This is a genomic window from Marinobacter sp. SS13-12, from assembly GCF_030227115.1.
GTDB lineage: Bacteria > Pseudomonadota > Gammaproteobacteria > Pseudomonadales > Oleiphilaceae > Marinobacter.
Genome location: NZ_JASSUA010000001.1, coordinates 1 through 24,743, shown reverse-complemented (window position 1 = coordinate 24,743; position 24,743 = coordinate 1). Strand labels below are relative to the sequence as shown.

Sequence of the window (24,743 nt, the reverse complement as noted above, 5' to 3'; positions counted from 1 at the left end):
CCGGGAGAAGTGGCCAGACCCGCAGTATTGACGTCGTGCCAGTCGTTAATTAATTCTCCAAGGTGGCATCCAGGGTAATATCGGCATTGTAAAGCTTGGAGACTGGACAGCCCGCCTTGGCCTTCTCGGCGCACTCATCAAAGGCTGCCTGATCGGCTCCCGGTATCTTCACCCGGGTCACCAGATGAATGCTCGGGATTTTAAAACCACCTTCAGGATCTTCGGTTAGGGCAACGGTAGCCTGGGTATTGATGCTCTCGGCCTCCATGCCGGCCTCGCCGAGGATCAGCGACAGCGCCATGGAGAAACAGCTGGCATGGGCGGCACCGACCAGCTCTTCCGGATTCGAGCCCGGCTGGCCCTCGAAGCGCTCGCGAAAACCATAGGGCGTCTCCTTCAGCACACCGCTCTCGGTGGAGATCGTACCCTTTCCTTCCTTGATACTGCCTTCCCAGTGAGCCGAGGCTGTTTTGGTAATGTTCATGATTCACTCCATTTTATCATCGCATGTACTTACAGCATTATGGCTGACCAGCGCGATTTCAACCCAGGGCGGTCAAGGACCGCCCCAATTCCCGTATTCGATCCTCTAAACCCGCCTCACACGATCATCCGCCGTGGATCAGACAGCAGAGATGAATAACGTGCAGAAAAACGTGCAGCGTCAGCCCCGTTGATCACCCGGTGGTCATAGCTCAGGTCCACCGAAACCATTGGTACAGGCTGGAAAGCGTCACCATTCCAGACCGGTGTGGTTTCGGGGCGGGTGAGGCCCAGGATCGCCACCTCGGGCGGATTGACGATGGGGGTGAAACCAATGCCGCCGATTCCGCCCAGATTTGTGATCGTCATGGACGCACCTCCCATTTCGTCAACGCCTACTTTGCGGCTCTGCGCACGGGTGGCCAGGTCAGCAATCTCAGTTCCGATCTGCCACAGCCCCTTGGTCTCCGCGTCGCGGATCACCGGTACCATCAGCCCGTGAGCGGTATCCACGGCGATACCGATGTGCACATACTGTTTCAGCACCAGTGTCTTGCCATCAGTTGAAAGCGAGGAATTGAAGTGCGGGAATTCCTGCAGGCAGCGCGCTAGCGCGACAACGTGGAAGGCCAGCGCCGTGAGTTTCACCCCGCGCGCCTGTGCCTCTGGCTTCAGCTCACGGCGCCAGGCCTCGACTGCTCTGATATCGGCGCGCTCATGATGCGTCACGGCCGGAATAAGCGTCTGTGCAGCGGCCAGGTTAGCGGCGGCTACTTGCGCGAAACGGCTCATGGGTTCCTCGCTTACCTTGCCGTGCCGGGAATGATCCACGTCCCAGAGCGATGTGCCGCCAACCGGTCCGTTGGCGGCAGTTGGTCTTTGGTCATCGAGATCCTCACGCACGATATTCGTGCGGCCCAGATCGCGGGCAAGTGCTTCGAGATTGATACCCTTTTTCCGGGCCAGAGCCCGAACTGAAGGCGGTGCAATAATGTCAGTCATGATTGGCTTCCACTCCATAGCTCAGAGCAGGTGACGGAGCGGCTGCTCCATTCGACCTGCAAAATCGGAAAGAAGGGTAATGGCCGCAGAGGCATCCAGTTGCTCTGCGGTACATTCCAGTGTCAGCTTCAGCCCCGCACCCGAGGTGAGGACACTGAGCACCGGGGTATCCTCAGGGCCCGCCTGAATCGTGCTCAGGCGGCCAAATCGCAAATCGCGCAGCCGCAGATCGGGGACGGCCTCAGGCTCGACCTCTGCGAGGTCCCCCAGTCGCCTTCCGTGCATCGCAAAAATACGCGTCTTGCCAAAAGTTTCCAGTGCCACGGTCGCCTCGTTCTGGCCCAGGCTTGATCCTGCGAACGCTGCCAACAGGGAGCTGGCATCCGTCAGGCCGGCTTCTTTGGCAGCCCAGACAGCAAACTCGTCGAAGCCATCCGCGGTCACCTCGGCAGACAGGTAACGACCAGGTGCCGCAGTAGAAGGTTGCGGTGCAGTCGCCTTGGGCAGGCTCTCCAGAACTTCCAGGTCCTTGACATGATAGGGCTGCGGGTAACCATTTTCGGCCAGTCGCTCCAGGTCCAGACCCCGCTCGAGGGCAAGCCGCCGGGCCTTCGGTGACGCAAGGATGCGCCCCCTCACTGCCCGAACACCGTGGGCGGGTCCCGTTTGCCGGGGCGCGGAAGGTTGCTTCACGGCAGGCGCGGGTTCGACTGATTCTGCTGGCTTCACTTGTTCCGCAGCTTCCGCCGACTTCCCACTGGCCAGAAGACTTAGCTGGACAGGCGATTCCGGCTTTTCGCTGGAGATGATGGCGATGACATGGCCTACCGGCGCCTCCTCGCCCTTCTCTGCCAACAGGGCCGCGATGAATCCATCATGACCGGCCTCGACTTCCACGATGGACTTATCCGTTTCCACTTCGAACAGAATGTCGCTGGCGGTTACGGAATCGCCGGGAGATTTGCGCCACGCAACGATCAGGCCGGCATCCTGCGCCATACCCAGCGCGGGCATAATGACCTGTTCACCTTCAGGAATTGCCGGACTGGCCTGATTATCAGGTTCGCTGGGTTTTTCCTGAGCGAGCTCAGGTTTGGTACCGGTGTCTTCAGGTGTTTCCGAGATGCGCGCAACTACGCGTCCCACCGGCACCTCTTCGCCAGCGGCGGCGGTAACATCTGTCAGGAAGCCTGAGCCCTGAGCTTCGACTTCCATCGCTGCTTTATCGGTTTCCACCTCAAACAGGGCCTCCCCTTCTGAAACCGGGTCCCCGGGTGATTTGTGCCATGTAAGGATGACACCAGTGTCCTGCGCCATCCCGAGTGCTGGCATGATGACGTCAAGCGGCATGGATCATCTCCCCCGCGCAGAGCCGGCGAGCATTCTCGGCAACGCGTTCTGGTGTTGGTACTGTGAGATCCTCTAGTACGGGGCTGAAGGGCACCGGCACATCCATTGCGCCCATGCGTAGCACGGGTGCATCGAGATAGTAGAAGGCCTTTTCGTTGAGGCGACTGGCGATTTCACCGGTTATGCCATAGTTCTGGTGGCCCTCATCAATGACGATGGCACGACTAGTTTTACGGACGCTCTTCAGCAGGGTGTCTTCGTCCAGTGGCACAATGGTGCGCGGGTCGATCACTTCGGCGCTGATGCCCTCGGCTTCCAGAATACGCGCGGCTTCCTCGGCTACCTGCACCATGGAAGAGGTGCCGATCAATGTGATGTCGCTACCTTCACGCTTGATATTGGCCTCACCGAATGGAATCAGGTATTCCTCCTCGGGCACCGGAGCCTTGTCCTGGTACATCAGCTTGTCTTCGATGATCACCACCGGGTTGTTATCCCGGATGGCTGTTTTCATCAGCCCTTTGGCTTCATAAGCCGAAGACGGCAATGCCACTTTAAGCCCCGGAATATGCGCAACCAGCACCTGCAGGGACTGGCTGTGCTGCGCGCCCGAGCGCCGAGTAGCGCCGAGATTGGTGCGCAGTACCATGGGCACGCTCAGCTTGCCACCTGACATATACTGCTGCTTGGCCGCCTGGTTGCAGAGCTGATCCATGACCAGATAGATAAAATCGCCGAACATCAGGTCGACGATGGGCCGAGCGCCGGTCAGGGCCGCGCCCACAGCCAGGCCCACGAAACCGGGCTCCGAGATGGGGGTGTCAATCACCCGTTCGGTACCGAATTCTTCAACCAGGCCTGACAGTACCTTGAAGGGTGTGCCTGCTTCGGCCACGTCCTCGCCAAGAATGAAGGTTGTCGGGTCGCGCCGCATCTCTTCGGCCAGCGCCTCGTTTACAGCTTGGGACAGTGTAATTTCTCTCATATCGTGATCTCCCTCAGTGTCCGGCTTGCAGCGTGGCAGGATCGGTTTCCGCGTAGACATGCATGTCTACCTCTGCGACGTCCGGATAGGCGGCGGCTTCGGCATAGGCGACGGCTTCTTTGGCGTCCTGCTTGATCTGTTCGTTCAACGCCTCGATCTCTTCTTCGGTGGCGATGCCCTGTTCGACCAGCCAGCCACGGAATCGAATGATGGGGTCACGGTTTTCCTTCCAGTCAGCCTCTTCCTTTTTCGAACGGTAATACTCGCGGTTGATGTCTCCCACATGGTGCCCGTGGTAGCGATAGGTCATCAGCTCCACAAAGAAAGGCCCCTCATTGTTGCGGCACCGCGCGACCAGTTTCTTGCTCAGTTCGTTGACGCCAAGAACGTCCTGTCCATCAATTGAGAACGCCTCGATACCAAATGCCTCTGCACGTGCTGTGATTGAGCCTGCCGCAATCTCCTCAGTCTTGGTGTATTCCGAATAACCGTTGTTCTCGCAGGCGTAGATAACCGGCAGGTTCCACAGTGCGGCCATGTTCATCACTTCGTAGAGCAGGCCTTGAGCGGTGGCGCCGTCCCCGAAGAAGCAGACGGTGACGTCATCCTGGCCCAGCAATTTGGCACGCAGCGCCGAGCCAGTTGCAATCCCCATGGAACCGCCAACTATTGCGTTGGCACCAAGGTTGCCGTGGCTTTGATCGGCAATATGCATCGAGCCGCCTTTGCCGCGACAGTAGCCTTCCTGCTTGCCCAACAATTCGCAGAACATCTGTTTGTAGTTTGCGCCCTTGGCGACACAATGCCCGTGGCCCCGGTGGGTTGAGGTGATGCGATCGTTATCGGTCAGTGCCTCACAGATGCCGACAGCAACGGCCTCTTCCCCGGAATACATGTGCGTCAGTCCCTGCATCTTGCCGGCAAGGTAAAGCTGGTTTGCGTTGTCTTCGAAGGTGCGAATGCGCACCATCTGGGTATACATCCGCAGATAGTCGTCCTTGTTCGGGCTTGTGTTGGTCTTGGTCTTGGTCTTGGTCTTTGTTTTTGAGGTCATTGCGATTGTCCAATTTTCGACGGTTAGCGATAGAGGAGTTCCGGCAACCACAGTGATATGGCCGGAACGTAGGTGATAAGGAGGAGCACGATAACCAGGGGGATGAGGAACGGTGCAGTTGCACGTACAGCGCTCTCAAATCTGATATCGGCCACCCGCGCGAGCACATAGAGCACCATGCCTACAGGGGGGGTGAGAAGGCCCAGCATCAGGTTCAGGATCATCATGATGCCGAAGTGCACAGGATCCATTCCCAGTGCAACCACCACCGGCAACAGCACGGGCGTCAGGATGGTGATGGCTGCCACCGGCTCCATGAAGAGGCCGACAACCAGGAGCACGAGATTGATGAGCAAAAGCACAAGAACAATGTTCTGTGTGTGGCCGAGAATGGCATCCGCCACTACCTGGGTGACCTGGTTGGAGGTGAGGATCCACGAAAAGATCGAGGCGGCCGCAACGATCATAAGAACGATTGCTGTCGTTTCGATCGTGTCCAGTGAGATCGCCTTTAACTTGCGCAGATCCAGCGCTCTGTAGACGATTCCACCCAGAAGCAGGGCATAGGCGCAAGCCGCAATGGCAGCCTCGGTCGGCGTAAACAGGCCTGCCAGGATCCCGCCCACAATAATGACCGGTGTCAGCAGTGACAGAAACGCACGCCTGAACGTTTGCCAAAGGACGAACCAGGCGAAACCCGTATCACGGCCATAGCCGCGAACCTTCGCATACCAGGCCACCATAACCATCAGTGCTACTGCCATCAGCAGCCCCGGTACCAGGCCAGCGGCAAAAAGCTGACCTATGGAGGTCGAAGAGATCACTCCGTAGACAACCAGGGGCAGGGAAGGTGGAATCAGTGGCCCGATGGTTGATGAGGCAGCCGTTACCCCAACGGCAAAATCACCGTCATAGCCGCCTTCCCGCATGGCTTTTATCTCGACTGTTCCCAGTCCGCCAGCATCGGCGACTGCCGCGCCTGACATGCCTGCAAACAATACCGAGGCGCCAATATTCACGTGCCCCAGGCCGCCACGCATCCAGCCGACCAGGGCTTTGGCAAAAGCGAAGATGCGATCGGTAATACCGCTATGGTTCATCAGGCTGCCCGCAAGGATGAAGAAAGGAACTGCCAGTAGCGGAAAACTGTCAACGCCATTGACCATGCGATGCACAACCACTACCGCCGGCAGCGGACTTTCAATCAGCAGGAATGCCAGTGAAGCTCCGGCAAGTGCCAACGCCACCGGCAGCCCGATGACAAGAAGCAGTGCAAGTGTTCCAAAGAGGATCAGCATAACGGGCCCCTCACTCCCACAGTCCGGTGGGCACATCGGGTGCCACATCCGCTTTCCGACTGACCAGGTGCCGCCAGGCAACGATGGCCGAATAGACTGTCATTAGCGCAAAGCAGCCGGCAACAAAGCCGTAGAGCACCGACTTTGGCAGCTCAATCGAAGTCATCATCTGCCGGGTATTGCCCGCAAGCTCAACGCTAAGTCCGGTCAGCACGGCAAGCAGCCCGACTCTCAGGAGATCTACCACGGAGGACAAACCGCGAGCTGCGCTGGCTGGCAGATAGCGATAGAAGAACTCGACCGAAATGTGGCTGTTACGCCGAACTGCGATGCAAGCGCCCGCAAAGGTAACAATGACCAAAAGATAGCGGGCGAGCTCTTCAGTCCAGCCGACCGAGTCATTAAGCACATAGCGTGTAAAAAACTGAACGAAGACCACAAGCGCCAGAACCCAGAACAGAGCTATCACCAGCCCTTCATCGAGCGCCGGAAAGCGTGAGTTTTGTTCGCGTTTGTCAGGCGCGGGAGCTGGATTTGGCATGTTGGGACCCTTTTAGGCTTATGTTCTGCCAGGACTCAGGCGGCTGTGCTTGGTCATTTCAGGGCTTGCAGCCTGTCGAAGGTCTCGCGGTCCCAGCTCACCTCTGGACCATTCAAGTCGTCAGCGACCGCAGCGCGGAAGGGCGCTCGATCCACTTCGGTGACGGTCGCCCCCTGCTCACGGAACCAATCCACCAACTCGAGTTCGGAGCTGCGGATATCAGACGAGGCACCTTCGGCGGATTCTTTCAGCACCGCCATCAGCGTTGCATAGTCCTCGTCCGGCATGCTGTCTGAAATGCGGCCGGCAACGATCGTGAGGAGTGCATCGGTGATGTGGCCCGTCAGGGTGATGTAGTCCTGTACCTCGTAGAATTTCTTGAACTGGATCGTGGGGAGCGGATTCTCCTGGGCATCCACAACGCCCTGTTGCAGTGCCAGGTAAACCTCGGAAAATGCCATTGGAGTGGCGTTGGCGCCAACGGCCTCTGGGAACATCTTGTAGAGCGAGGCGTTGGGCACACGGATTTTCATGCCTTCCATATCGGCAGGCGTTTGGATTTCATTGTTCGATGTCACATGACGCTGGCCGTAATAGACCAGTCCGGCGATGTCGTCGCCGGTGGCTTCGGCATATCCGGCGGAAAGATCGAGGAAAAGATCTGAATCGCGATAGGCCTCCCAGTGGGCAAAGTCACGGAACATGAAGGGGGCGCTACCGATTGCCATCGGCCCATAGCGACGGCCTGCAAAGAACTGACCGTCATAGATTATGTCGACGGTACCGAGTTCCAGCCCTTCCGCCAGGTCGGTCTGTTTGCCCAGGGAGGATGCCGGAAAAACCTCAATCGCATACCTGCCATCGGTACGATCTTCGAAAGCCTCGGCCGCCCATTCCGCCCACTCATGGTAAGGTGACTGTGACTCGTAGACATGGCCCCATCTCAACTCAGTCTGCGCCACTGCGTTTCCAGAGCCAGCCATCGCAAAAATGCCGGCTGCAATAACCGACGGTATACCTGATATATTTTTCATTTTTCCTCCCGGGAATCCAATAAATCCAAAAACGAGATCAGACTCAGGTGTTTTAACGTTTGATTGGCAATCCGTTGCCAGAAGCTTTTCCCCCTCGTTATCAGAAGTACAAAGCGCCTACGACGGTGAACTGAGTGTTCCAGGTGTCGTCATCAGGCCCGCCGTTTGCAAAGTCGGCGTTCTTGGACGTATACACACTGACCCAGGTGTTAAAGGCACCTCTTGAGAGGTGGACGCCGGCAATGCTGAACTGTGTGTCGTCAGAGGAAATGCCGTCGTTGCTGTTACTGTCGAGAAAATCGTAATCGTGATAAAACTTGACGGTGTCAAAGACGCCAACGGACGCTGGCATTGTGTAGGAAATCCGGGTTGAGTAGACATTGCCGCTGGCCGGAATCGGTTTACCTTGTGACAGATAAACGGTGTCCGTGGTAGCTGGGCCACCGACAGGTGCTCTGTCCAGGTTGTAGTCGTACACCATGCCCTGGAGAGTCAATGCAAAGCCACCGGCGTTGTAGTTGGCAAAAGCAGTCGCTGCCCAGTGCTCACCCCCGCTGTCAGTTGTCACCGTGTTGAACAGGTCGCCATATTGACCGTTGGAACCCAGTTGCAGACTCGCCCCGTCCAGGTCAATGGTGTAAGCACCGCCACCGTGAAAGGTATTGTTTAATTCCACCTCGGAAAGGCCGTTCTGGGCGATCAGATCAGGGCGAAAACGGGCCGTGGGTTTGCTGGTCAACTCGGCGTTTTTGGTGAAGGCGAACACCCAGTCGGCGTTGCCCTGGCTGAACTTGGTTTTGATGCCCGGCTCGGAGTTGTTTGCCAGGCCGATCCACAGAGGCACGTCACTCAAAAAGCTGTTGTCATAGTAGGAGCCGTCCACGCCCGCTCCAAGGGGTTGAATAATGACGCCGGCTTCTGTCGACCAGTTGTCGTTGTGTTTCAGCCCGGCGTAGGTCCAGGCAGGGAAAAAGGCCTGCTGGGTTACCTGATAATCCCATCTGGAACGGTAATAGAGTCCGCCGTCGAAATCTCCGCTTATGATCAATTCGAACTTGTCGAGAAAATAATCACCGCTCTTTTCGCGACTGGCTTCGGAATGGTCCGCAAGGATATAAAGTGTCTCGACTCCGACGCCGACTCTGAGAGGTATGGTGTTCTCCAGATCCGCGATCCGGTTTTCAATATCGTCCATCCGGTAACCGGCCGAGTCTTGCGCCATTACCGGTGAACTGCAAAGCATTGCAATCGCGCCAGCGACAGCAGATAAGTTCTGAAAATTAAGCCCAACCTTCGGCATCACACTAGTCATGGTTCTCTCCGCATTGTTTTTGTTTACGTAGGATGTGCAACTGCACATTCAATTTTTAGCAAAAGCTCATCAATAATGCAAACGTTTGCACCAAAAATAAACAGTTTCCACCTTGGATTATTGGTGAAACACTAATGGCCCTGATGCACTGGACTTCGCCTGCAATGGTTACAGCCGGGCAGGGAGGAGTAGGTTAAAAAAAGCGCCAGCAGGTGCTGGCGCAAGCTCCCTTTGACTGACAAGGGGGAGGGTAGAAACAACACAACACAACACAACAACAATGGGATGCCGGTTTAGCGTCAGGGCATCATCGACGAAGATCGACTCCGCAAAGATCCGTGGAGTTCGGGTTCCTTACTGCAGTACGATGCCGCCATCGATCATCAGCAACTGACCCGTCATATAGTCGGATTCGCTGCTGGCGAGGAAAGAGGCTGTTCCCACGATATCCTCTGGGTAGGAGTACCGCTTCATAAGGATCATTTTTTCGGCCAGTTCATCCATCGATTGTCCCTGCTTTTCAAACTTACCGATGGCAACAAGATCCTTGTCCAGTTGTTCCCATAATTCCGTTCTGACGACACCCGGGCCGTAGCCGTTGACCGTAATGTTGTGATCAACCAGTGCTTTGGCGCCACCGTTGATCATTGCCTGGACTGCGTGTTTGCTGCATGAGTAGGGGATAACATCGTCGAATGCCTGTCGGCTGAGAATCGAGCCGACATTGATAATTTTGTAAGGGCCGTTTTCCTTGCCCTGGGCAATCATCTGCTTCGCCGCCTCCTGCATTCCGACCAGGCAACCCCAGCCGTTCACATCCATGATCTGGCGCCAGTTTTCCTCGGTGATATCAAGAAACATAAGGGGTTTGTTGATACCCGCGTTATTCAGCATAACGTTCAGGCTGCCAAAGGCGTCGACAGTAGCCTGGACTGCTGCCTTCATCTGTTCCCGGCTGGTAACGTCCAGAGAAACCGCTATCGCTTCTCCGCCATTTTCCTTGATGCGGGAAACAACCTCCTGGCACCCTTCAAGATTGATATCCGCTACACAGACCTTTGCGCCTTGCGCCGCGTAGTGCTCCGCTACAGCCGCACCAATGCCTCTGGCAGCCCCGGTGATCAGGCAGTTCTTGCCTTGCAAACGTGTCTTATCCATATCTTCTCCCAGCTTTTGTCTTTGTTTGGGTTTCGAGTAGTAAAGCAAGTCTAGCGAAGCGGTTTTACAAATGCAAACGATTGCGCTACATTGATTTGAACAATCTGCTTTGTGTGCAATAAATATAAGCAACAACAAAGAATTTACCAATCGGAGAAATTTATTATGACGCTGCACCCCGCTCCAGACCGTGTTGTTTTGGAATTGATAGAGCAACGGCATGAATCCGCCCAGGGCATTGTTATGTCGAACAGAAGCTCCGGAGAGTCGCCAAAAGGACGTGTTGTTGAGATTGGCTATGGCGCCAGAACCCGCCTGGAAGGTCTTCAGCAGGGCGACACTGTTTTCTTTGTTGCCGGGCAGGGAGACGTAGTGGCGGACTGTGGTGATAGCAAAGTGATTATTCACACCGACGATGTGCTCGCCTGGGCCAGCAACCAGTAAATATTTTTATCCAAATTATTCAGGAGCTTATTGCTTATGTCAGCCAAGCACATCCAGTTCGATCAGGAAGCCCGGAACTCACTGTTGCGCGGAATCAACACGCTCGGCGATGCCGTCAAAGCCACACTCGGCCCCTGTGGGCGGCACGTGGTGATCAGCAAGAAGGATCGCTTGCCATATGTAACAAAGGATGGGGTGTCGGTTGCAAAGGAAACGGAATTATCCGACGAGATAGAAGATACGGGAGCGCGCCTTGCACGCAATGTTGCATCCAAGGTTAATGAAGAAGTAGGCGATGGCACCACAACGGCAACGGTTCTTGCCCAGGCACTGATGAATGAAGGCATGAGGGCGGTTGCGGCAAACATGAGCCCGGTTGCTATCAAGCGGGGTATAGAGAGGGCAACAAAAGATGCGGTGGATGCTCTCAATTCCATGTCACGGCCGTGCAATGAGCCTGAATCCATCCGCCGTATCGCGACTATCTCTGCTAACGGCGACACAGCAATCGGTGGAATGATTGCTGACGCCATGAGTGAGATTGGTATTGAAGGCGTGATCACGGTTGAGGATGGTACCGGTCTTGATCTGGAGCTGAAGCTGGTCAAGGGCATGCAGTTTGACCGCGGGTATGCCTCGCCTCATTTCATAAACGATCACAAAAGCATGTCGGTGGATCTCGAAAATCCGCTGATTCTGCCGATCGATGGAAAGTTCGATTCGTTCAATGACCTGGTCCCTCTGTTGGAAACAGTAGGGAGGGAGCGACGCCCACTGCTGGTCATTGCCGAAGAGTTTGAGCACGACACGCTGCCTACGCTGATCGTTAACCACATGAAAGGCCGGGTAAAAGTGGCGGCTGTTAAATCACCGGGGTTTGGTGACCGGCGTAAAAACATGATTGCCGACATAGCCGTATTGACCGGCGCCCGGCTGGTATCAAGTGAGCTGGGCGTCACCATCGCTGACCTCCAGGAGCCGGATCTGGGCAGCGCCAGGCGAGTCGTGGTAACCCAGGATACCTGCACCATTATCGATGGCGCCGGTGACCCGGAAGCGATCACCGATCGCATCGACCAGATCAAGCAGCAGATACCCGATGCATTTTCAGACTACGACCGGGAAAAACTGATGCAGCGAAAGGCGAGGCTTTCCGGTGGCATTGGCGTTATCAAGGTCGGTGCCGCGACAGAAGTCGAGCTGGAAGAGAGAAAGGATCGTATTGGTGATGCCATTCAGGCTACGCGTGCAGCTGTGGAAGAAGGTTATGTGCCGGGAGGTGGTGTATCGCTGATACGGGTGATCGAAAAGATGCAGTCACCGGCAGAGCTGACGCCTGATGAAGCGGCCGGATACGCGCTTACCATCAGGGCCCTGGAGGCTCCACTCTCAACCATTGCGGAAAATGCCGGCCTGGTCCCCGGGGTTATCATCGAGAATATTCTGGGCGGGAGCCTGGACTACGGTCTGAACGCCGCAACCGGAAACATAGAGCACCTGTTTGAGTCCGGCATAATCGATCCTACCAAAGTCACCAGGTTGGCACTGCAGACGGCATCCTCACTGGCGACATTGTTAATTACGACGGAAGTTCTGCTTGTCGAGAAAGGACAGGTGGAGGAGGGACATCAGCACTGATGGTCAACCCAAAAATTTGTAAAAATTGAGTGCAAACGATTGCATTATTGCGTGCACTCTGCAACGATTAACAATGAGGTTTCCATTAACTCTCATGTCCGTAAAAAAACAAGCAACGGAGTCAAAACAATGAAAGTTCAGATCAGTTCAGTTCGCACTATCCGGGAGCTCGGCAAAATTTCTCTACTCGCCGGATCGCTCAGTCTGGGATTGTCAGGGATGGCGCAGGCAGAAACTTTCAGGATTGGGATTACCCAGAACAATGTAGGCGTAGACAGCTACCAGACTACCTATGAGCAGGCCTTCGAAGAGGCCGCTGATGAGGCAGATAACGTGGAAGTCGTCGTTCTTGATGCTGGCGGTGATGTTGCCCGCCAGATTTCACAGGTAAGGAATCTGATCCAGCAGCAGGTTGATGTGATCATCATCTGGCCGACAGATGGCCAGGCTGTAGTTCCTGCAATTAACGGTGCCAAGAATGCAGGCATTCCTGTAGTGGTAACCAATTCGAATATTGCTGAGGCAGGTCAGCCGCTGATTGCTGCTTTTTCCGGACCTAACAATATCCAGCAGGGCGCTTATGCCGCAGAAATGATGTGCGACCAGCTTGGTGGCCAGGGCGATATTGTTCAGATTACCGGGCAACCCGGGTATACCACTGCCATTGAGCGGCAAAAAGGCTTTGAGGACCGTCTTCCCGAAGTATGCCCAGATGTGAGAATTCTCGATTCACAGCCAGGCGACTGGAATCGTGCGAAAGCCCAGCGCACGATGGAGGACTTCCTGACCCGATATGACAAAATCGATGGCGTTTACGCTGCCGACGATAATATGGGGGTCGGTGCACTGAATGCTGCGAAATCGGAAGACCGTGCCGACGAGATCGTCTTCATTGGTGCCACCAACTTCGCGGTTGGTTATGAGGCCATGGCTCGGGGTGAATACCATGGCTCGGTGTACCAGTCACCCGCAGAGGATGCGCGCAATGCTTTAAACATCGCTATTGCCGTAGCTCAAGGGAAAGAAGTCGAAAAGATGAGTTATTTTGAGACTCCAAAAATTACCCAGGAAAACATGGACGAATTCGAAAAGCCTGTTTTCTGAGTCGAGATATCTGACAGTAAAAGGAGCCCTTGCATCAAGGGCTCCTGTTAGTGGGGTCAAATAATGAAAGCTTTATTGGATTCTTTCAAACCGGGATTTAAAGGTGGCGAAATATCTGCGCTTCAGTTTTTTGGAAAGCATGGTATTTCGGTGGCCTTCGTCCTATGCGTCGTTATTTTTTCGCTGTCGACTCAAAAATTTCTCAGTACTGATAATTTCCTGACCGTGGTGATGCAGGCGTCCATCATCGGGACCATTGCGCTTGGTGTGACTTTTGTTGTCATCGGGGGAAATCTGGATCTGTCTGTAGGTTCCCTTTTATCTTTTGCCACTGTTCTGGTGGTTGACCTTCATGACAAGGTGGGGCCTGGGATGGCAATCCTGCTGATGTTTGTCTTTACGTTGCTGATTGGTTCCGTTAACGGATATTTAATCGGTTATCTACGTTTGAATTCACTGATTGTAACCTTGGGTATGTTATCCGCTATACAAGGCATTACCCTCGTTTATTCAGGTGGTAAAAATGTTGATATATCCGATCAGACAAACACCTGGTTTGCATTTTTTGGAAGAGAGGAGCTCTTTGGAATTCCGGTTCCGGCAATAATATTTATAGTACTGGGTATTGTTTTACAGATTGTGCTCCTGAAATCCGGTTTTGGGCGCAAGATATTTGCTATTGGCGGTAACGCAACCGCTTCATTATTTTCCGGCCTACGCAGAAATCGTCTTGTATTCAGTACCTATTTGCTATCAGCGTTCACCACGGCTTGTGCTGCCCTGATTCTGGGCTCCCGTGTGATGGGATCTCAGAATAATGTCGGTGAAGGCTACGAGTTACTTGTACTTGCCGGTGTCATCCTCGGCGGGACCAGCCTTCTGGGCGGCTCAGGAAGTATTGCGAGAACCGTCATCGGGGTACTGATTCTGGCAATGATTCAGAATGGACTGCTGCTGCTGGGCTTCCCCTACTATACCCAGTGGCTCGTTACCTGGGTGGTTATTATTGTAGCAGTCTGGCTAGACATAGCTGCCAAGCGTGGCAAGCTATTTAGCACTTATTAAAACCCGAAATATGACGGGGATAATGACAATGAATCGTATAATTAACTTGATAACAAGACAGCCGATATGGATATTTGTTTTTATCTGTATTGTCTTCTTCAGTTTTTCATCACCTTATTTTTTGGACATCAGGAATTTCAGTAATATTCTGTTGCAGGCGTCGACAATCGGCTTGATTGCTCTTGGGATGACGTTCGTCATGATCAACGGCAATATCGATTTATCGGTTGGAGCGACCCTCGCGCTTGCAGCAAGTCTTGCCGTAGGTTTGCAGCCGCAACTGGGAATTATGGGAGCGGTATTGGTAGGACTGCTCTCCGGTATTCTGGTTGGCGCGCTGAATGGAATAATCGCCTGGAAAACCGGTGTTGACGCATTTATTGTTACTCTTGGCGCAATGATAGGGGTGAGAGGGCTGGTATTCATTTATACCGAAGAGCAGGCTTTCTACGCGTACGATTTGGCCTACTCGGATTTTGGTGCCAGCTCGTTGTTTGGCATACCTGTGCTGGCGCTCATTTTTATATTTTTAACAATAACTGCACATCTGGTATTGAAATATACGATCCATGGACGAAATGTTTTTGCTGTTGGCGGTAACCGGGTTGCTGCCAAAGAGGCCGGCATTCGGGTTGGGCCGCATATGTTACTGAATTTTATTCTAATAGGCTTCCTGGCTGCTCTCTCGGGTATTCTGCTATCTACTCAAATGGGCGCATCAACGCCGAATCTTGGCCGCAATTATGAGCTTTGGACGATCACCGCGGTCGTCCTGGGAGGGACGCGTCTTACGGGTGGCTTTGGTAGCATCATCGGAACCCTTGGCGGCGTTCTTGCCATCGCGATACTCAGAAATGGAATGAACCTGCTTCAGGTGCCGTCGTTCTATGTGCTTATTATTCTGGGCTCGATTTTAATCATTGTTCTGTGTATTGATAAGCGCTTCTCGGAGCCGAAAGGAGTGGGAGCATGAGTACACAAGCCGAGTTGAAAGGATCGATAAACCCTCAGTCAAAAGAAAACTGCTTACTGATACTGAAAAATGTCAGTAAATCGTTCCCTGGTGTAAAGGCACTGGACGGTGTGGATCTTGATGTCCGCGCGGGAGAGGTTCATGCACTTCTTGGTGAAAACGGCGCCGGTAAATCCACCCTGATGAAGATCCTGGCCGGCATCTACCAGCCGGACGGTGGTGAGGTTATTCTTGACGATCAGCTGGTACACATGTCCAGCCCTATTGAGGCGAGGGATCATGGTGTGTTGCTGATCCACCAGGAGCTTTCCCTGGTTCCAGACATGACAGTGGCCGAGAACGTATTCCTCGGGAACATTCCCCGATTTGCCCACATGTTTGTCAATAATCGCCATCTGAATGATCGCTGCGGAGAAATCCTTGCACGCCTCAATTGCAAATTCCAGCCGACGGAACGCCTTGGTAATCTTTCCATTGCCAACCAGCAGATGGTGGAAATCGCTCGCGCTTTGGTGTTCCAGCCAAAGGTTGTTGTGTTCGATGAGCCCACCGCTTCGTTGACCGACTATGAGAAGGTAGTGCTGTTCGGTGTCATCAGGGAGCTGAAGGAAAGCGGCACCGCCATTGTTTACATCTCACACCGGATGGATGAGATTTTTGAGCTTTCTGACCGTATTTCGGTGTTACGCGACGGCACCTACCAGGGCACTTTTGAAACCGCGCAAACCAATGAAGACGAAGTGACGCAACGTATGATCGGCCGCGACCTGGATGCCGATATCGAGCATCAGCCGCCGGAGCTGGGAATCAAGGCTCTGAAGGTCGATGGCCTGGGTATTGAGGGGTTGTACTCCGATATCTCATTCGATGTTCATGTGGGCGAAGTTGTCGGATTCTATGGTCTGGTCGGGGCTGGCCGAACCGAGGTCATGGAAACCATTTTCGGCCTGCGCAAGCCTGATACCGGAAGCGTTCAGATCAACGGCGAGGACCTGGCCATCAACTCTCCCTCTGATGCCATTGACCATGGCCTTGGCCTGGTGCCGGAGAGCCGCAAGGAACAAGGCCTGGTTCTTGGTATGAGTTGCAAGGACAACACCACGTTGGCCAATATCAGCAAATTTACCAGATTCGGCTGGATAGATACCGCTGCGGAAAGAACCATATTCGAAGAGTACATGGAAAAACTTCGTATCAAATGCCCCGGCTGGGAATATGAAACTCTCAACCTCAGTGGTGGTAACCAGCAGAAGGTGGTCATTGGCAAATGGTTAAGTACCTCGCCAAAGATTCTTATCCTCGACGAGCCCACCAGAGGTATTGATGTTGGTTCCAAATCAGAGATCCATCACCTGATCAGGGAGTTGGCAAAATCCGGCCTGGCTGTGATCGTTGTCAGTTCTGAAATGCCGGAGGTGCTGACTGTCAGTGACCGGATTATCGCAATGTACGATGGCACCATAACCCAATGCTTTGACCGCAGTGAGGTAACCGAAGACACGCTGATCAGGGCGATCACCGGCCAGGCTGTTTGAAGGTCACGTTGGCTATGTCAGTCTAGCGACGCTAGGTCGCGTCGCTTTTTTTCTTGGGGCGGATAACGGGTGCAGTTGACCCTCTGATGACGAGTTTTGGCTTCAGCAGCACTTCCTCGTTGTAGTCTAGATTCTCGGATTTTATCCGCTTCAGCAGCAGTTCCGCCGCCCGTTCTCCCATCTGGAAATGTGGTATCGAGACCGTGGTCAGAGGCGTCGCAAACCAGTCAAGGTAGGGCATATTGTTAAACCCTATTATGGAAAGCCTCTTTGGGCAGGTATAGCCAAACTGTTTCAACGCGGTAAAACAGCCCAGGGCAATCAGGTCGTTGGACGCGATAATGGCGGTAGCGTCAGGGTTTTGCCCAAGAAAGACGGACATTGCCTGTTCGCCTGCGTCCTCTGATAAAGCATGGGCCTCGACGATGCGATGGGGTTCTACTTCAAGGTCATGTTCCGCCATCGTTCGCGTGAAAGCACGAAGCCGGATGTAGGAAACCGAGATCTCTTTTGGGCCGGCAATAAAGCCGATCTTACGGTGGCCCAGTTCAAGCAGGTGATCCACGGCCATCTTGATACCGAGTGAGTCGTCCACTTTTACCGTGTCCACGTCACCCTGATCGACCACCCGGTTGACCAGCACCAGGGGCACGCCCTGACTCTTGCACAACTCCACGACGCTATCCTTGCGAAATGCCGCTGCGTAGATGATGCCGTCGACGCCCCGGCTGATAAGCCTCTCCACTTCGGTATGGGCGGTGCCTTCGTTGTTCTGACTGTAGGCCAGGAACGCTGTGTACCCATATTGATCGAGGACGCTCTGTATACCCCGTATGATCGGCGGAAACACGGGGTTCATCAGGTCCGGGATAATCATGCCAATGGTTTTTGTGCTTCCCATCTTGAGGGCATATGCGGCGGCATTCTGTTTGTAACCCATCTCCTGGGCAGCTTTTCTCACACGCTTTACGACATCAGGGGAAATCATCTCACTCGATTTCTCACTCAAGGCGCGTGAAACCGTGGAGGTGTTGATGTTGAGGTGTTCTGCCAAATCGCGAAGTGTTACCCGTTTCCTGTGTACCAAAACCAAATTCCAGTATTTGAGAGGGAGTTGGAAAACGACGTGACACCACGTCGCGAGCTTCTGCGTTCGATTATCTCGAATACCTAGCTCCTTGAATTATACACGAACCTGGCTACCCAAACGCCTTTCGAGACCTTTTTAATTGAATAACGCAAACGTTTGCACTAGAGTATGGATTGTTAGTTCCATAAGCAGAACAGGCTTATCTTTGCCGCCGCATTGAGGAGGAGTCATGGCTAAGACCGTAAAACCGAGCGAGCCAACCATTGTTCGTTCTGAGGATGTCGATCCTCACTGGGTATGGGGACGCCCTATACCCGCACCGGGCAGGATGAATGTAGATTTTGAAGAGCGGGTAAACTATGACCGCCTGCATCGCTACAGAACAGCCAGAGCGCGGGAAGCTCTGGCTGGCTCCGATCTGGGGGCTATTCTGTGTTTCGACAACAACAACATCCGGTATCTCACCAGTTCCGTTATTGGTGAATGGACCAGAGACAAGTTCTGTCGCTATGCCTTGTTCACGGGGAATTCCGATCCCTACCTTTGGGACTTCGGTTCAGCCGCTGCCCATCACCGTATTTATGCCCCCTGGCTGAAGCAGGAGCGGTGTCGTGCGGGCATGCTCGGACTGAGAGGGTCCATTGGTAAGGAGGCTGGCCTTTTCAAGCGCGCTGCCGAAGAGATCCGGGATATCCTGAAAGCCGAGGGCGTTGCCGACATGCCGGTTGGCGTGGATGTTTGCGAACCACCTATGTTATTCGCGCTTCAGGAAGCCGGTCTGGAAATCAGGGATGTGCAGCAGGTCATGCTGGATGCGCGCCAGATCAAGAGCCAGGATGAAATCACGCTCCTGAATATGGCGGCCACGATGGTGGATGGTGCCTACGATCACCTGGCTGAAAAGCTGCGCCCGGGCACCCGGGAAAACGAGATGGTGGCTCTGGTCAACAAGTTCCTTTACGACAACGGCTCCGATGATGTAGAGGCAATCAACGCCGTATCCGGTGAGCGCTGCTGTCCGCACCCCCATAACTTCACCGACCGCATGTACCGGCCGGGGGATCAGGCATTTTTCGATATTATTCAAGCCTTCATGGGGTATCGCACCTGTTACTACCGCACCCTGAATATCGGCAGTTCGACCAAGTCGCAGGAAGACGCCTACAAACAGGCGCGGGAATGGATTGATTCAGCCATTGAGCTGGTTAAACCGGGTATGACCACCGATAAGATTGCTGCTGTCTGGCCCAAGGCGACTGACTTTGGCTTCGCTAACGAGATGGAGGCCTTTGGCCTGCAATTTGGCCACGGCCTGGGAATGGCGCTGCACGAACGTCCCATTATCAGTCGGCTTGTGTCGTTTGATAGCCCGTTCGAGTTGCAGGAGGGAATGGTTTTCGCACTGGAAACGTATTGTCCTGCTGCTGATGGCAATGGCGCCGCTCGTATCGAGGAGGAAGTTGTGGTGACTCCGGATGGTTGCCAGGTGATCACGTTATTCCCGTCAAAGGAATTGTTTATTGCTAACAAATATTGATCGGTAATAGATCCAAAGGCGAATCCAGAATCAGGGAGTCTACGGTTTGAAAGCATATATTGAAGAAATTGGGCAAAGCATACCTAACGGGCTGTTTATCAACGGCGAGTGGATCACTGAAACCAGTGGCAAGATTGAGGTGGTTAATCCTGCCACCGAGAAAGTCGTCGCCATTGTGCCCAGTTGCACGTCTGAGCATGCAAAGCTGGCTCTGGACGCCTGTGAAGGGGCCGCGAAGGAGTGGATGGCGCTGACCCCACGAGAGCGCTCCGAGGTCTTGCGATCTGTTTTCGACACCATGCAGAAAGAAAAAGACACCATTGCCAGATTAATCACGCTTGAGGAAGGAAAAACCCTCAAGGAGTCTACTGGTGAGGTCGATTATGCCTCGGAGTTCTTTCGTTGGTATGGCGAGGAATCCTTGCGTCTCGGTGGTGAAATGCGCCCATCTCCCAGCGGCAAGCACACGATTGTTGTGACGCATCAGCCGGTTGGCACGGCTTTGTTAATCACGCCCTGGAACTTTCCGGCAGCGATGATCACCCGGAAGATCGCACCGGCCATTGCCGCCGGTTGCGGCGTCATCGTCAAGCCGCCAAAAGAGACACCTCTCACATCCATGTATCTTGCAGATCTGATGCAACGATGCGGTGTTCCTGATGGCCTTGTTAACGTCCTAACAACAGATGACGCAGGCGCTCTCACAGAGACGCTGGTAAGGGATCCGAGGCTGCGTAAAATTTCATTCACCGGAAGCACAGGTGTCGGGCGACTGTTGCTCGGTTCCGCTGCCGAAAGAATCCTCAATACATCAATGGAACTTGGCGGAAATGCACCATTGATTGTCTGCGACGACGCAAACATCGACACGGCTATTGAAGGCGCTTTCCTTGCCAAGATGCGCAATGCTGGCGAGTCCTGCATTGCCGCGAACAGGCTTTACGTGCACGATTCCATATACGACGAGTTCTGCAGCCGACTGGTAGAGCGATTTTCCAACCTGAAAGTTGGCAATGGTCTCGACTCTGACGTGGACGTCGGCCCCATCATTTCCCGTAAAGAACTGGATAAACTGCAGGCCATAATTGCTGAGGCAGTAAGCGACGGCGCCACCGTTGAAACCGGTGGTACGACTCTCCACGAGAACGGGTTTTTCTTTGCGCCAACCGTGCTCAGCAACGTCGAACCGGATGCGCGTATTCTCGGTCAGGAAGTGTTTGGTCCAGTTGCGCCACTGGTGCGTTTCCGGGATGTGGAGTCGGTTATCCAGCAGGCTAATGACACACCTTATGGCCTGGCCGCCTATGTTTTCAGCCGTGATGTCGGTAAAGCCATGAGAATCGCACAGAGGCTTAACGCGGGCATTGTCGGCGTAAACCGGGGGTTTGTGTCCGACCCGGCCGCTCCGTTTGGTGGTATGAAAGAGAGCGGTATAGGCCGGGAGGGTGCACAGGACGGTATAAAGGAGTTCCTTGAGACTCAGTATATAGCCACCTCATGGTGACCGACGCGTCCTACGCCTGAGTAACATTTTTCGGGTTGGACGCAGGCCCTCATCCAAGCTAACGATCAGACCGTCTTTCACAAAAAAGCCCCACACATAGCGGGGCTTTTTTGTGAAAGATGGCCCGCCCGAGAGGATTCGAACCTCTGACCTCCGCCTCCGGAGGGCACTGTACCAAGGTGTTTTAGCGAGGGGTAAAACGGTGTAAAGTGAGGCAATCCAAGTGGTTACGTTTCAAGTTCGACCTTCTGTAAAACCCTTTTAATACCCATATTTACACGATTTACGCCGGATTGGGCACGGAGTTGTCCGGTTATGATTGTCGCAAAACTACCAAAATGACTGCTTGCCCTGTGCCCTTGATTTAATACTTTACTCGCCCTGACAGTCCTAAACAACCTGCTGAATTTTGTCCGGTTTTGACTGTCCTAAAATGGACAGCCAGCTGATGTACTGCGAACGGACAAATTCCCCTTTAAGCATAATTAATGTGTCGCCGGTCCCGATATAAACATAGAGGCGCACCGGAGTCGATTACGTAAATCTGCCAGCGGATTTATGAGGCCAAATGTATCTATCACCTGAAGAGCGACTGGATACCATTTTGGAAGGCAGGCACATAACCAGGCATCTGGGAACGGAATCATGATAACGATGAGTTCACCAGTAACGAGCGTTGGGCAGACATGTTGGGTTATAGCCTTGACGAGCTTTCTCCGATATCGAAAGACACTTTCGTCAGTCTGAGTCATCCCGATGATAGGGAGCTTGGTGAGTCGGTATTAAAGCAATTCCTATCTGGAAGAGAGGCTCGCTACGAAACTCTCCGGTTCAGACACAGGAGGGATGGTTGGCGTTACGTTCACACAAGAGCTGTGTTAGCGAAGCGATCTTCTTCTGATGTCTCCAGGTGGTTGGTAGGAACGAATGAAGATGTAACGGGTGAGCATGCTGCCAAGCACGAGGTGGAACCCCTGGCTGAATCTATGTCTGGTCTCATTTATAGCTGCTTGTGCGACCGGATGGTCAGGATGCGGGCTTGCGCCCGTCTTGCTTAGAAATACAATACTTTGCAGCCAGTTCTGCGGTCAATCAGGTTTTCGTGGAGGAAGGCAGCATTGTTCACCAAAACGTCGAGGTGTTCCTTATCTCGCTCGACACGAGCTAGAAAAGCTGGCGGACCTGTTCATCAATGGTATTATCGGTAACCGTCCTGCGATCCCATCTTGAGCGGTGAACCAATGTCATCACGATAGTGTCCACGATTCTTTCATGGATATTTCTAAGGAGCCCCTTAAGCGTGACGAGACCGATACCAACGGCACCGGCAATTCTGTTACTGTCCTGGGGTATCATGTGATAAGCGCTGTTTATACGACTCGGTCTTCGAAGAAGTTCCGGGTGCTAGGAACATATTCCGGTGTAGTGGTCAACTAATCCCGGACAGTATTTTAAGGTTTTCCTCAGCCGCAACGGGAGAAATGCCACCGTTGAACGTATGAGGTCGTTGCCGGTTGTAGTAGTCCATCAGATAGTTACCAACATCTTTTTTGGCCTCAGGCAGGTTCCGGTATCCACTCAGATTTCAGACTCCGGAACAGTCTCTGCATCGGTGCGTTGTCCCAGCAGTTGCCACGTCGGCTCATGCTTTGTGTCATTCGATAGCGCCAGAGCCTCTGACGGAACTTACGGCTGGCATACTGGCTTCCCTGGTCCGAGTGGAACATAACTTTCTCTGGCTGACCGCGCTGTTCCCAGGCGTGGTCCAGAGCTTTAACTACCAGATCTGCATCCGGACTGGATGACATCGCCCAACCAACAACGCGGCGAGCATACAGATCCAGCACGACAGCCAGATAACTCCAGCGCTGGCCGCTCCAGACGTAGGTGATGTCACCGCACCAAGCCTGATTGGGCCGGTCTACCGTAAACTCACGGGCCAGGTGGTTTGGGATATCCGGTCGTTCAACGGTGGCCTGCTTGTAAGCGTGAGGACCTGGCTGCTTACAGATCAGCCCCAGCTCGCTCATCAGTCGTCGAACCTTGAAGCGGCCAACGGTGATGCCTTCCTCGCTGAGCATGCCTTTAATCGTCCGGCTGCCGGCAGAACTCCGGCTCTTGGTAAACAGTCGATTAACTTGAGCCTTCAGAGCCAAACGCTCAACATCCACGTGCTTCCGCCGTTGGCGGTACTCGTAATAACTAGAACGGCTGATATCGAACGCATTACAGACCATTTCAACAGGCATTTGCTCACTCAACTGGTCTATCAGCGCGTACGATTCATGTCGTCCGACATCAAGAGAGCGGTAGCCTTTTTTAGTGTGTCTTTCTCCTGCTCAAGGCGCTTGCAGCGGGCTTCCAACTCCTGAATCCGGCGTTGTTCCGGGGTTAAGGCCTTGCCCTTGGGGGTAACCCCCGCACGCTCGTCCGTCAGTTGTTGAACCCAGCGCCGAATAGCACTTTCGCCCACACCCAGAGACGTACTGGCCTGGGGAATGGTGTAACCTTGGTCCAGCACCAGGCTGGCTGCTTCCTGCTTGAACTCAGGAGAAAAGGAACGTCGTTTTCTGGTGATCAGACACCTCGTTTATGATGGCGATATTACCACCTACGTTGGTGTCCGGAATCATTGAACCACTACACTCGGTGCGGGGTCAGTTCCACAAGGAATCCCAGGTTCTCTTTGTATATGAAGTTTACGGCGCTGAGAACTTGAACACGCGGAACTCGAATGTGGTTGAGTTTTTTGATCCCAGATTTGCTGAGCGACAGGCAGGTAAAGGTGGGGTGCTCAAGAAGCAGCAGTGCCTGCAAACCAGGCACTGATTAACGATGACGAGTTGCCACCCGTCGGCGAACCGGGGCCGCAGAAGGACTGGAAGAAGGTAGTGAAACAGGCGGCGATCAAACAGAAGTCAGTACCGACGAACCAACAATCCAGGGTCAGTTACCGGCCGAAGGGTTCAATGCTATTGATGATCAAAGTGATGACTTGCATCTATATGCACATAAGTTTGAGGCGTTTGTTGCGGTTGTTGAGCTACTCAAAACAAAGGGCTGTCGACATGTTTTTGGGGGCGGGAGAAAGTTACCGGCGCTTTCAGGTTACTCCAAAAATTTACTGAAGGACGGTAATCCGTGGTGTATACCCATTAACCTATTGAATAGAAATGGAAAACGATATGTTCTTCTGGAAGTTGATACATCTGAGTATAAAAATCGGTTATCAACGCGGCTCTTGAAGCAACCCAGCCGCGACTTTGATTGGCAGGCCGCGCTTGACACTTTAGAGCAGCGTTTATTGCAAAACTCATTGAGCTGGCCAACCCCTTATATCAACCATGTATTTTCCGGCCACCACAAGCGCATCCAGCACCAGACCACCTTCAGACAACAAGGCATTTATAGAGGCTAGTTCATTGCAACATTGGGCAGTTCGGATAGATTTGGCGATGTGCTGAAATTGATCGTTGGCCGCCGATATTGAAAGTGGTTCAATTGGCTAGCCAACGTGACCCTGACCCCGTATTAGGTCCACCCAGAGTTGGAAAAATCCGGCTCCAGTTGGTGCTGTTTTCGCCGAGAAACCGCATGTTTCCTGGCGTAGTCCGAGGGCGTGGACCACTCCAATGC

Annotated in this window: 21 protein-coding genes and 1 pseudogene; 10 read left to right on the top strand and 12 right to left on the bottom strand. The window is 53.7% G+C overall.

Going from position 1 to position 24,743, the window contains the following annotated elements:
* Positions 1-49: 49 nt before the first annotated feature.
* From QPL94_RS00105 to QPL94_RS00060, 10 genes are all read right to left on the bottom strand, one after another.
* The gene (locus QPL94_RS00105) at positions 50-484 is read right to left on the bottom strand and encodes an OsmC family protein (protein ID WP_285354729.1); all 435 of its coding nucleotides are present in this window, start codon (positions 482-484) and stop codon (positions 50-52) included.
* 116 nt (positions 485-600) lie between these two features.
* Positions 601-1,485 (bottom strand): 2-oxo acid dehydrogenase subunit E2, encoded by an 885-nt coding sequence (locus QPL94_RS00100; RefSeq protein ID WP_285354728.1) that lies wholly within the window; start codon positions 1,483-1,485, stop codon positions 601-603.
* A gap of 21 nt (positions 1,486-1,506) precedes the next feature.
* Complete coding sequence (locus QPL94_RS00095) at positions 1,507-2,835, bottom strand: biotin/lipoyl-containing protein (protein WP_285354727.1); 1,329 nt, start codon at positions 2,833-2,835, stop codon at positions 1,507-1,509.
* Positions 2,825-3,820 (bottom strand): alpha-ketoacid dehydrogenase subunit beta, encoded by a 996-nt coding sequence (locus QPL94_RS00090; RefSeq protein WP_285354726.1) that lies wholly within the window; start codon positions 3,818-3,820, stop codon positions 2,825-2,827. Before QPL94_RS00090 ends, QPL94_RS00095 begins: the two co-directional genes overlap by 11 nt.
* 13 nt (positions 3,821-3,833) lie before the next feature.
* On the bottom strand, positions 3,834-4,874 hold the full coding sequence (locus QPL94_RS00085) for a thiamine pyrophosphate-dependent dehydrogenase E1 component subunit alpha (RefSeq protein WP_285354724.1): 1,041 nt from the start codon (positions 4,872-4,874) through the stop codon (positions 3,834-3,836).
* Between the two features lie 23 nt (positions 4,875-4,897).
* Complete coding sequence (locus QPL94_RS00080) at positions 4,898-6,172, bottom strand: TRAP transporter large permease (RefSeq protein ID WP_285354723.1); 1,275 nt, start codon at positions 6,170-6,172, stop codon at positions 4,898-4,900.
* A gap of 10 nt (positions 6,173-6,182) precedes the next feature.
* On the bottom strand, positions 6,183-6,713 hold the full coding sequence (locus QPL94_RS00075; protein WP_285354722.1) for a TRAP transporter small permease: 531 nt from the start codon (positions 6,711-6,713) through the stop codon (positions 6,183-6,185).
* Between the two features lie 53 nt (positions 6,714-6,766).
* On the bottom strand, positions 6,767-7,747 hold the full coding sequence (locus QPL94_RS00070; protein ID WP_285354721.1) for a sialic acid TRAP transporter substrate-binding protein SiaP: 981 nt from the start codon (positions 7,745-7,747) through the stop codon (positions 6,767-6,769).
* Positions 7,748-7,847: 100 nt separating this feature from the next.
* A complete protein-coding gene (locus QPL94_RS00065) occupies positions 7,848-8,969 on the bottom strand; it encodes a hypothetical protein (protein ID WP_285354720.1) in 1,122 nt (373 codons plus the stop codon).
* Between the two features lie 444 nt (positions 8,970-9,413).
* Positions 9,414-10,217 carry an SDR family NAD(P)-dependent oxidoreductase gene (locus QPL94_RS00060; protein WP_285354719.1) on the bottom strand — a complete coding sequence of 268 codons (804 nt, stop codon included), beginning with the start codon at positions 10,215-10,217 and terminating at the stop codon, positions 9,414-9,416.
* A 165-nt stretch (positions 10,218-10,382) separates the two neighbouring features.
* Between QPL94_RS00060 and QPL94_RS00055 the strand changes: the two genes are divergently transcribed.
* The 6 genes from QPL94_RS00055 to QPL94_RS00030 all read left to right on the top strand — a co-directional run bounded on the left by QPL94_RS00055 (position 10,383) and on the right by QPL94_RS00030 (position 16,976).
* Positions 10,383-10,661 carry a hypothetical protein gene (locus QPL94_RS00055; RefSeq protein WP_285354717.1) on the top strand — a complete coding sequence of 93 codons (279 nt, stop codon included), beginning with the start codon at positions 10,383-10,385 and terminating at the stop codon, positions 10,659-10,661.
* 36 nt (positions 10,662-10,697) lie between these two features.
* A complete protein-coding gene (groL, locus tag QPL94_RS00050) occupies positions 10,698-12,299 on the top strand; it encodes a chaperonin GroEL (protein WP_285354716.1) in 1,602 nt (533 codons plus the stop codon).
* 129 nt (positions 12,300-12,428) lie between these two features.
* Positions 12,429-13,403: a sugar ABC transporter substrate-binding protein gene (locus QPL94_RS00045; RefSeq protein ID WP_285354714.1), complete on the top strand. Its 975-nt coding sequence runs from the start codon at positions 12,429-12,431 to the stop codon at positions 13,401-13,403.
* Positions 13,404-13,466: 63 nt separating this feature from the next.
* Entirely contained in the window at positions 13,467-14,468 is a 1,002-nt protein-coding gene (locus QPL94_RS00040) for an ABC transporter permease (RefSeq protein WP_285354713.1), read from the top strand.
* A 28-nt stretch (positions 14,469-14,496) separates the two neighbouring features.
* Positions 14,497-15,441, top strand: a complete 945-nt coding sequence (locus QPL94_RS00035; RefSeq protein ID WP_285354712.1) for an ABC transporter permease — start codon at positions 14,497-14,499, stop codon at positions 15,439-15,441.
* Positions 15,438-16,976, top strand: a complete 1,539-nt coding sequence (locus QPL94_RS00030; RefSeq protein WP_285354710.1) for a sugar ABC transporter ATP-binding protein — start codon at positions 15,438-15,440, stop codon at positions 16,974-16,976. Before QPL94_RS00035 ends, QPL94_RS00030 begins: the two co-directional genes overlap by 4 nt.
* Before the next feature lie 31 nt (positions 16,977-17,007).
* Here QPL94_RS00030 and QPL94_RS00025 read toward each other — a convergent pair whose 3' ends face one another.
* A complete protein-coding gene (locus QPL94_RS00025; protein WP_285354708.1) occupies positions 17,008-18,030 on the bottom strand; it encodes a LacI family DNA-binding transcriptional regulator in 1,023 nt (340 codons plus the stop codon).
* Between the two features lie 265 nt (positions 18,031-18,295).
* On the opposite strand from QPL94_RS00025, the gene QPL94_RS00020 reads away from it, so the two are divergent.
* The 3 genes from QPL94_RS00020 (at position 18,296) to QPL94_RS21345 (ending at position 22,165) form a co-directional block, all read left to right on the top strand.
* Positions 18,296-19,603: a M24 family metallopeptidase gene (locus QPL94_RS00020; RefSeq protein WP_285354706.1), complete on the top strand. Its 1,308-nt coding sequence runs from the start codon at positions 18,296-18,298 to the stop codon at positions 19,601-19,603.
* A gap of 46 nt (positions 19,604-19,649) precedes the next feature.
* A complete protein-coding gene (locus tag QPL94_RS00015) occupies positions 19,650-21,107 on the top strand; it encodes an NAD-dependent succinate-semialdehyde dehydrogenase (RefSeq protein ID WP_285354704.1) in 1,458 nt (485 codons plus the stop codon).
* A gap of 629 nt (positions 21,108-21,736) precedes the next feature.
* A complete protein-coding gene (locus QPL94_RS21345; RefSeq protein ID WP_350310622.1) occupies positions 21,737-22,165 on the top strand; it encodes a PAS domain-containing protein in 429 nt (142 codons plus the stop codon).
* 371 nt (positions 22,166-22,536) lie between these two features.
* On the opposite strand, the pseudogene QPL94_RS00010 reads toward QPL94_RS21345, so the two are convergent.
* A pseudogene (locus QPL94_RS00010) lies at positions 22,537-23,685 on the bottom strand (IS3 family transposase).
* 417 nt (positions 23,686-24,102) lie between these two features.
* Here QPL94_RS00010 and QPL94_RS21340 point away from each other — a divergent pair.
* On the top strand, positions 24,103-24,525 hold the full coding sequence (locus QPL94_RS21340) for a Tn7-like element transposition protein TnsE (RefSeq protein ID WP_350310595.1): 423 nt from the start codon (positions 24,103-24,105) through the stop codon (positions 24,523-24,525).
* The last annotated feature ends 218 nt before the right edge of the window (positions 24,526-24,743 follow it).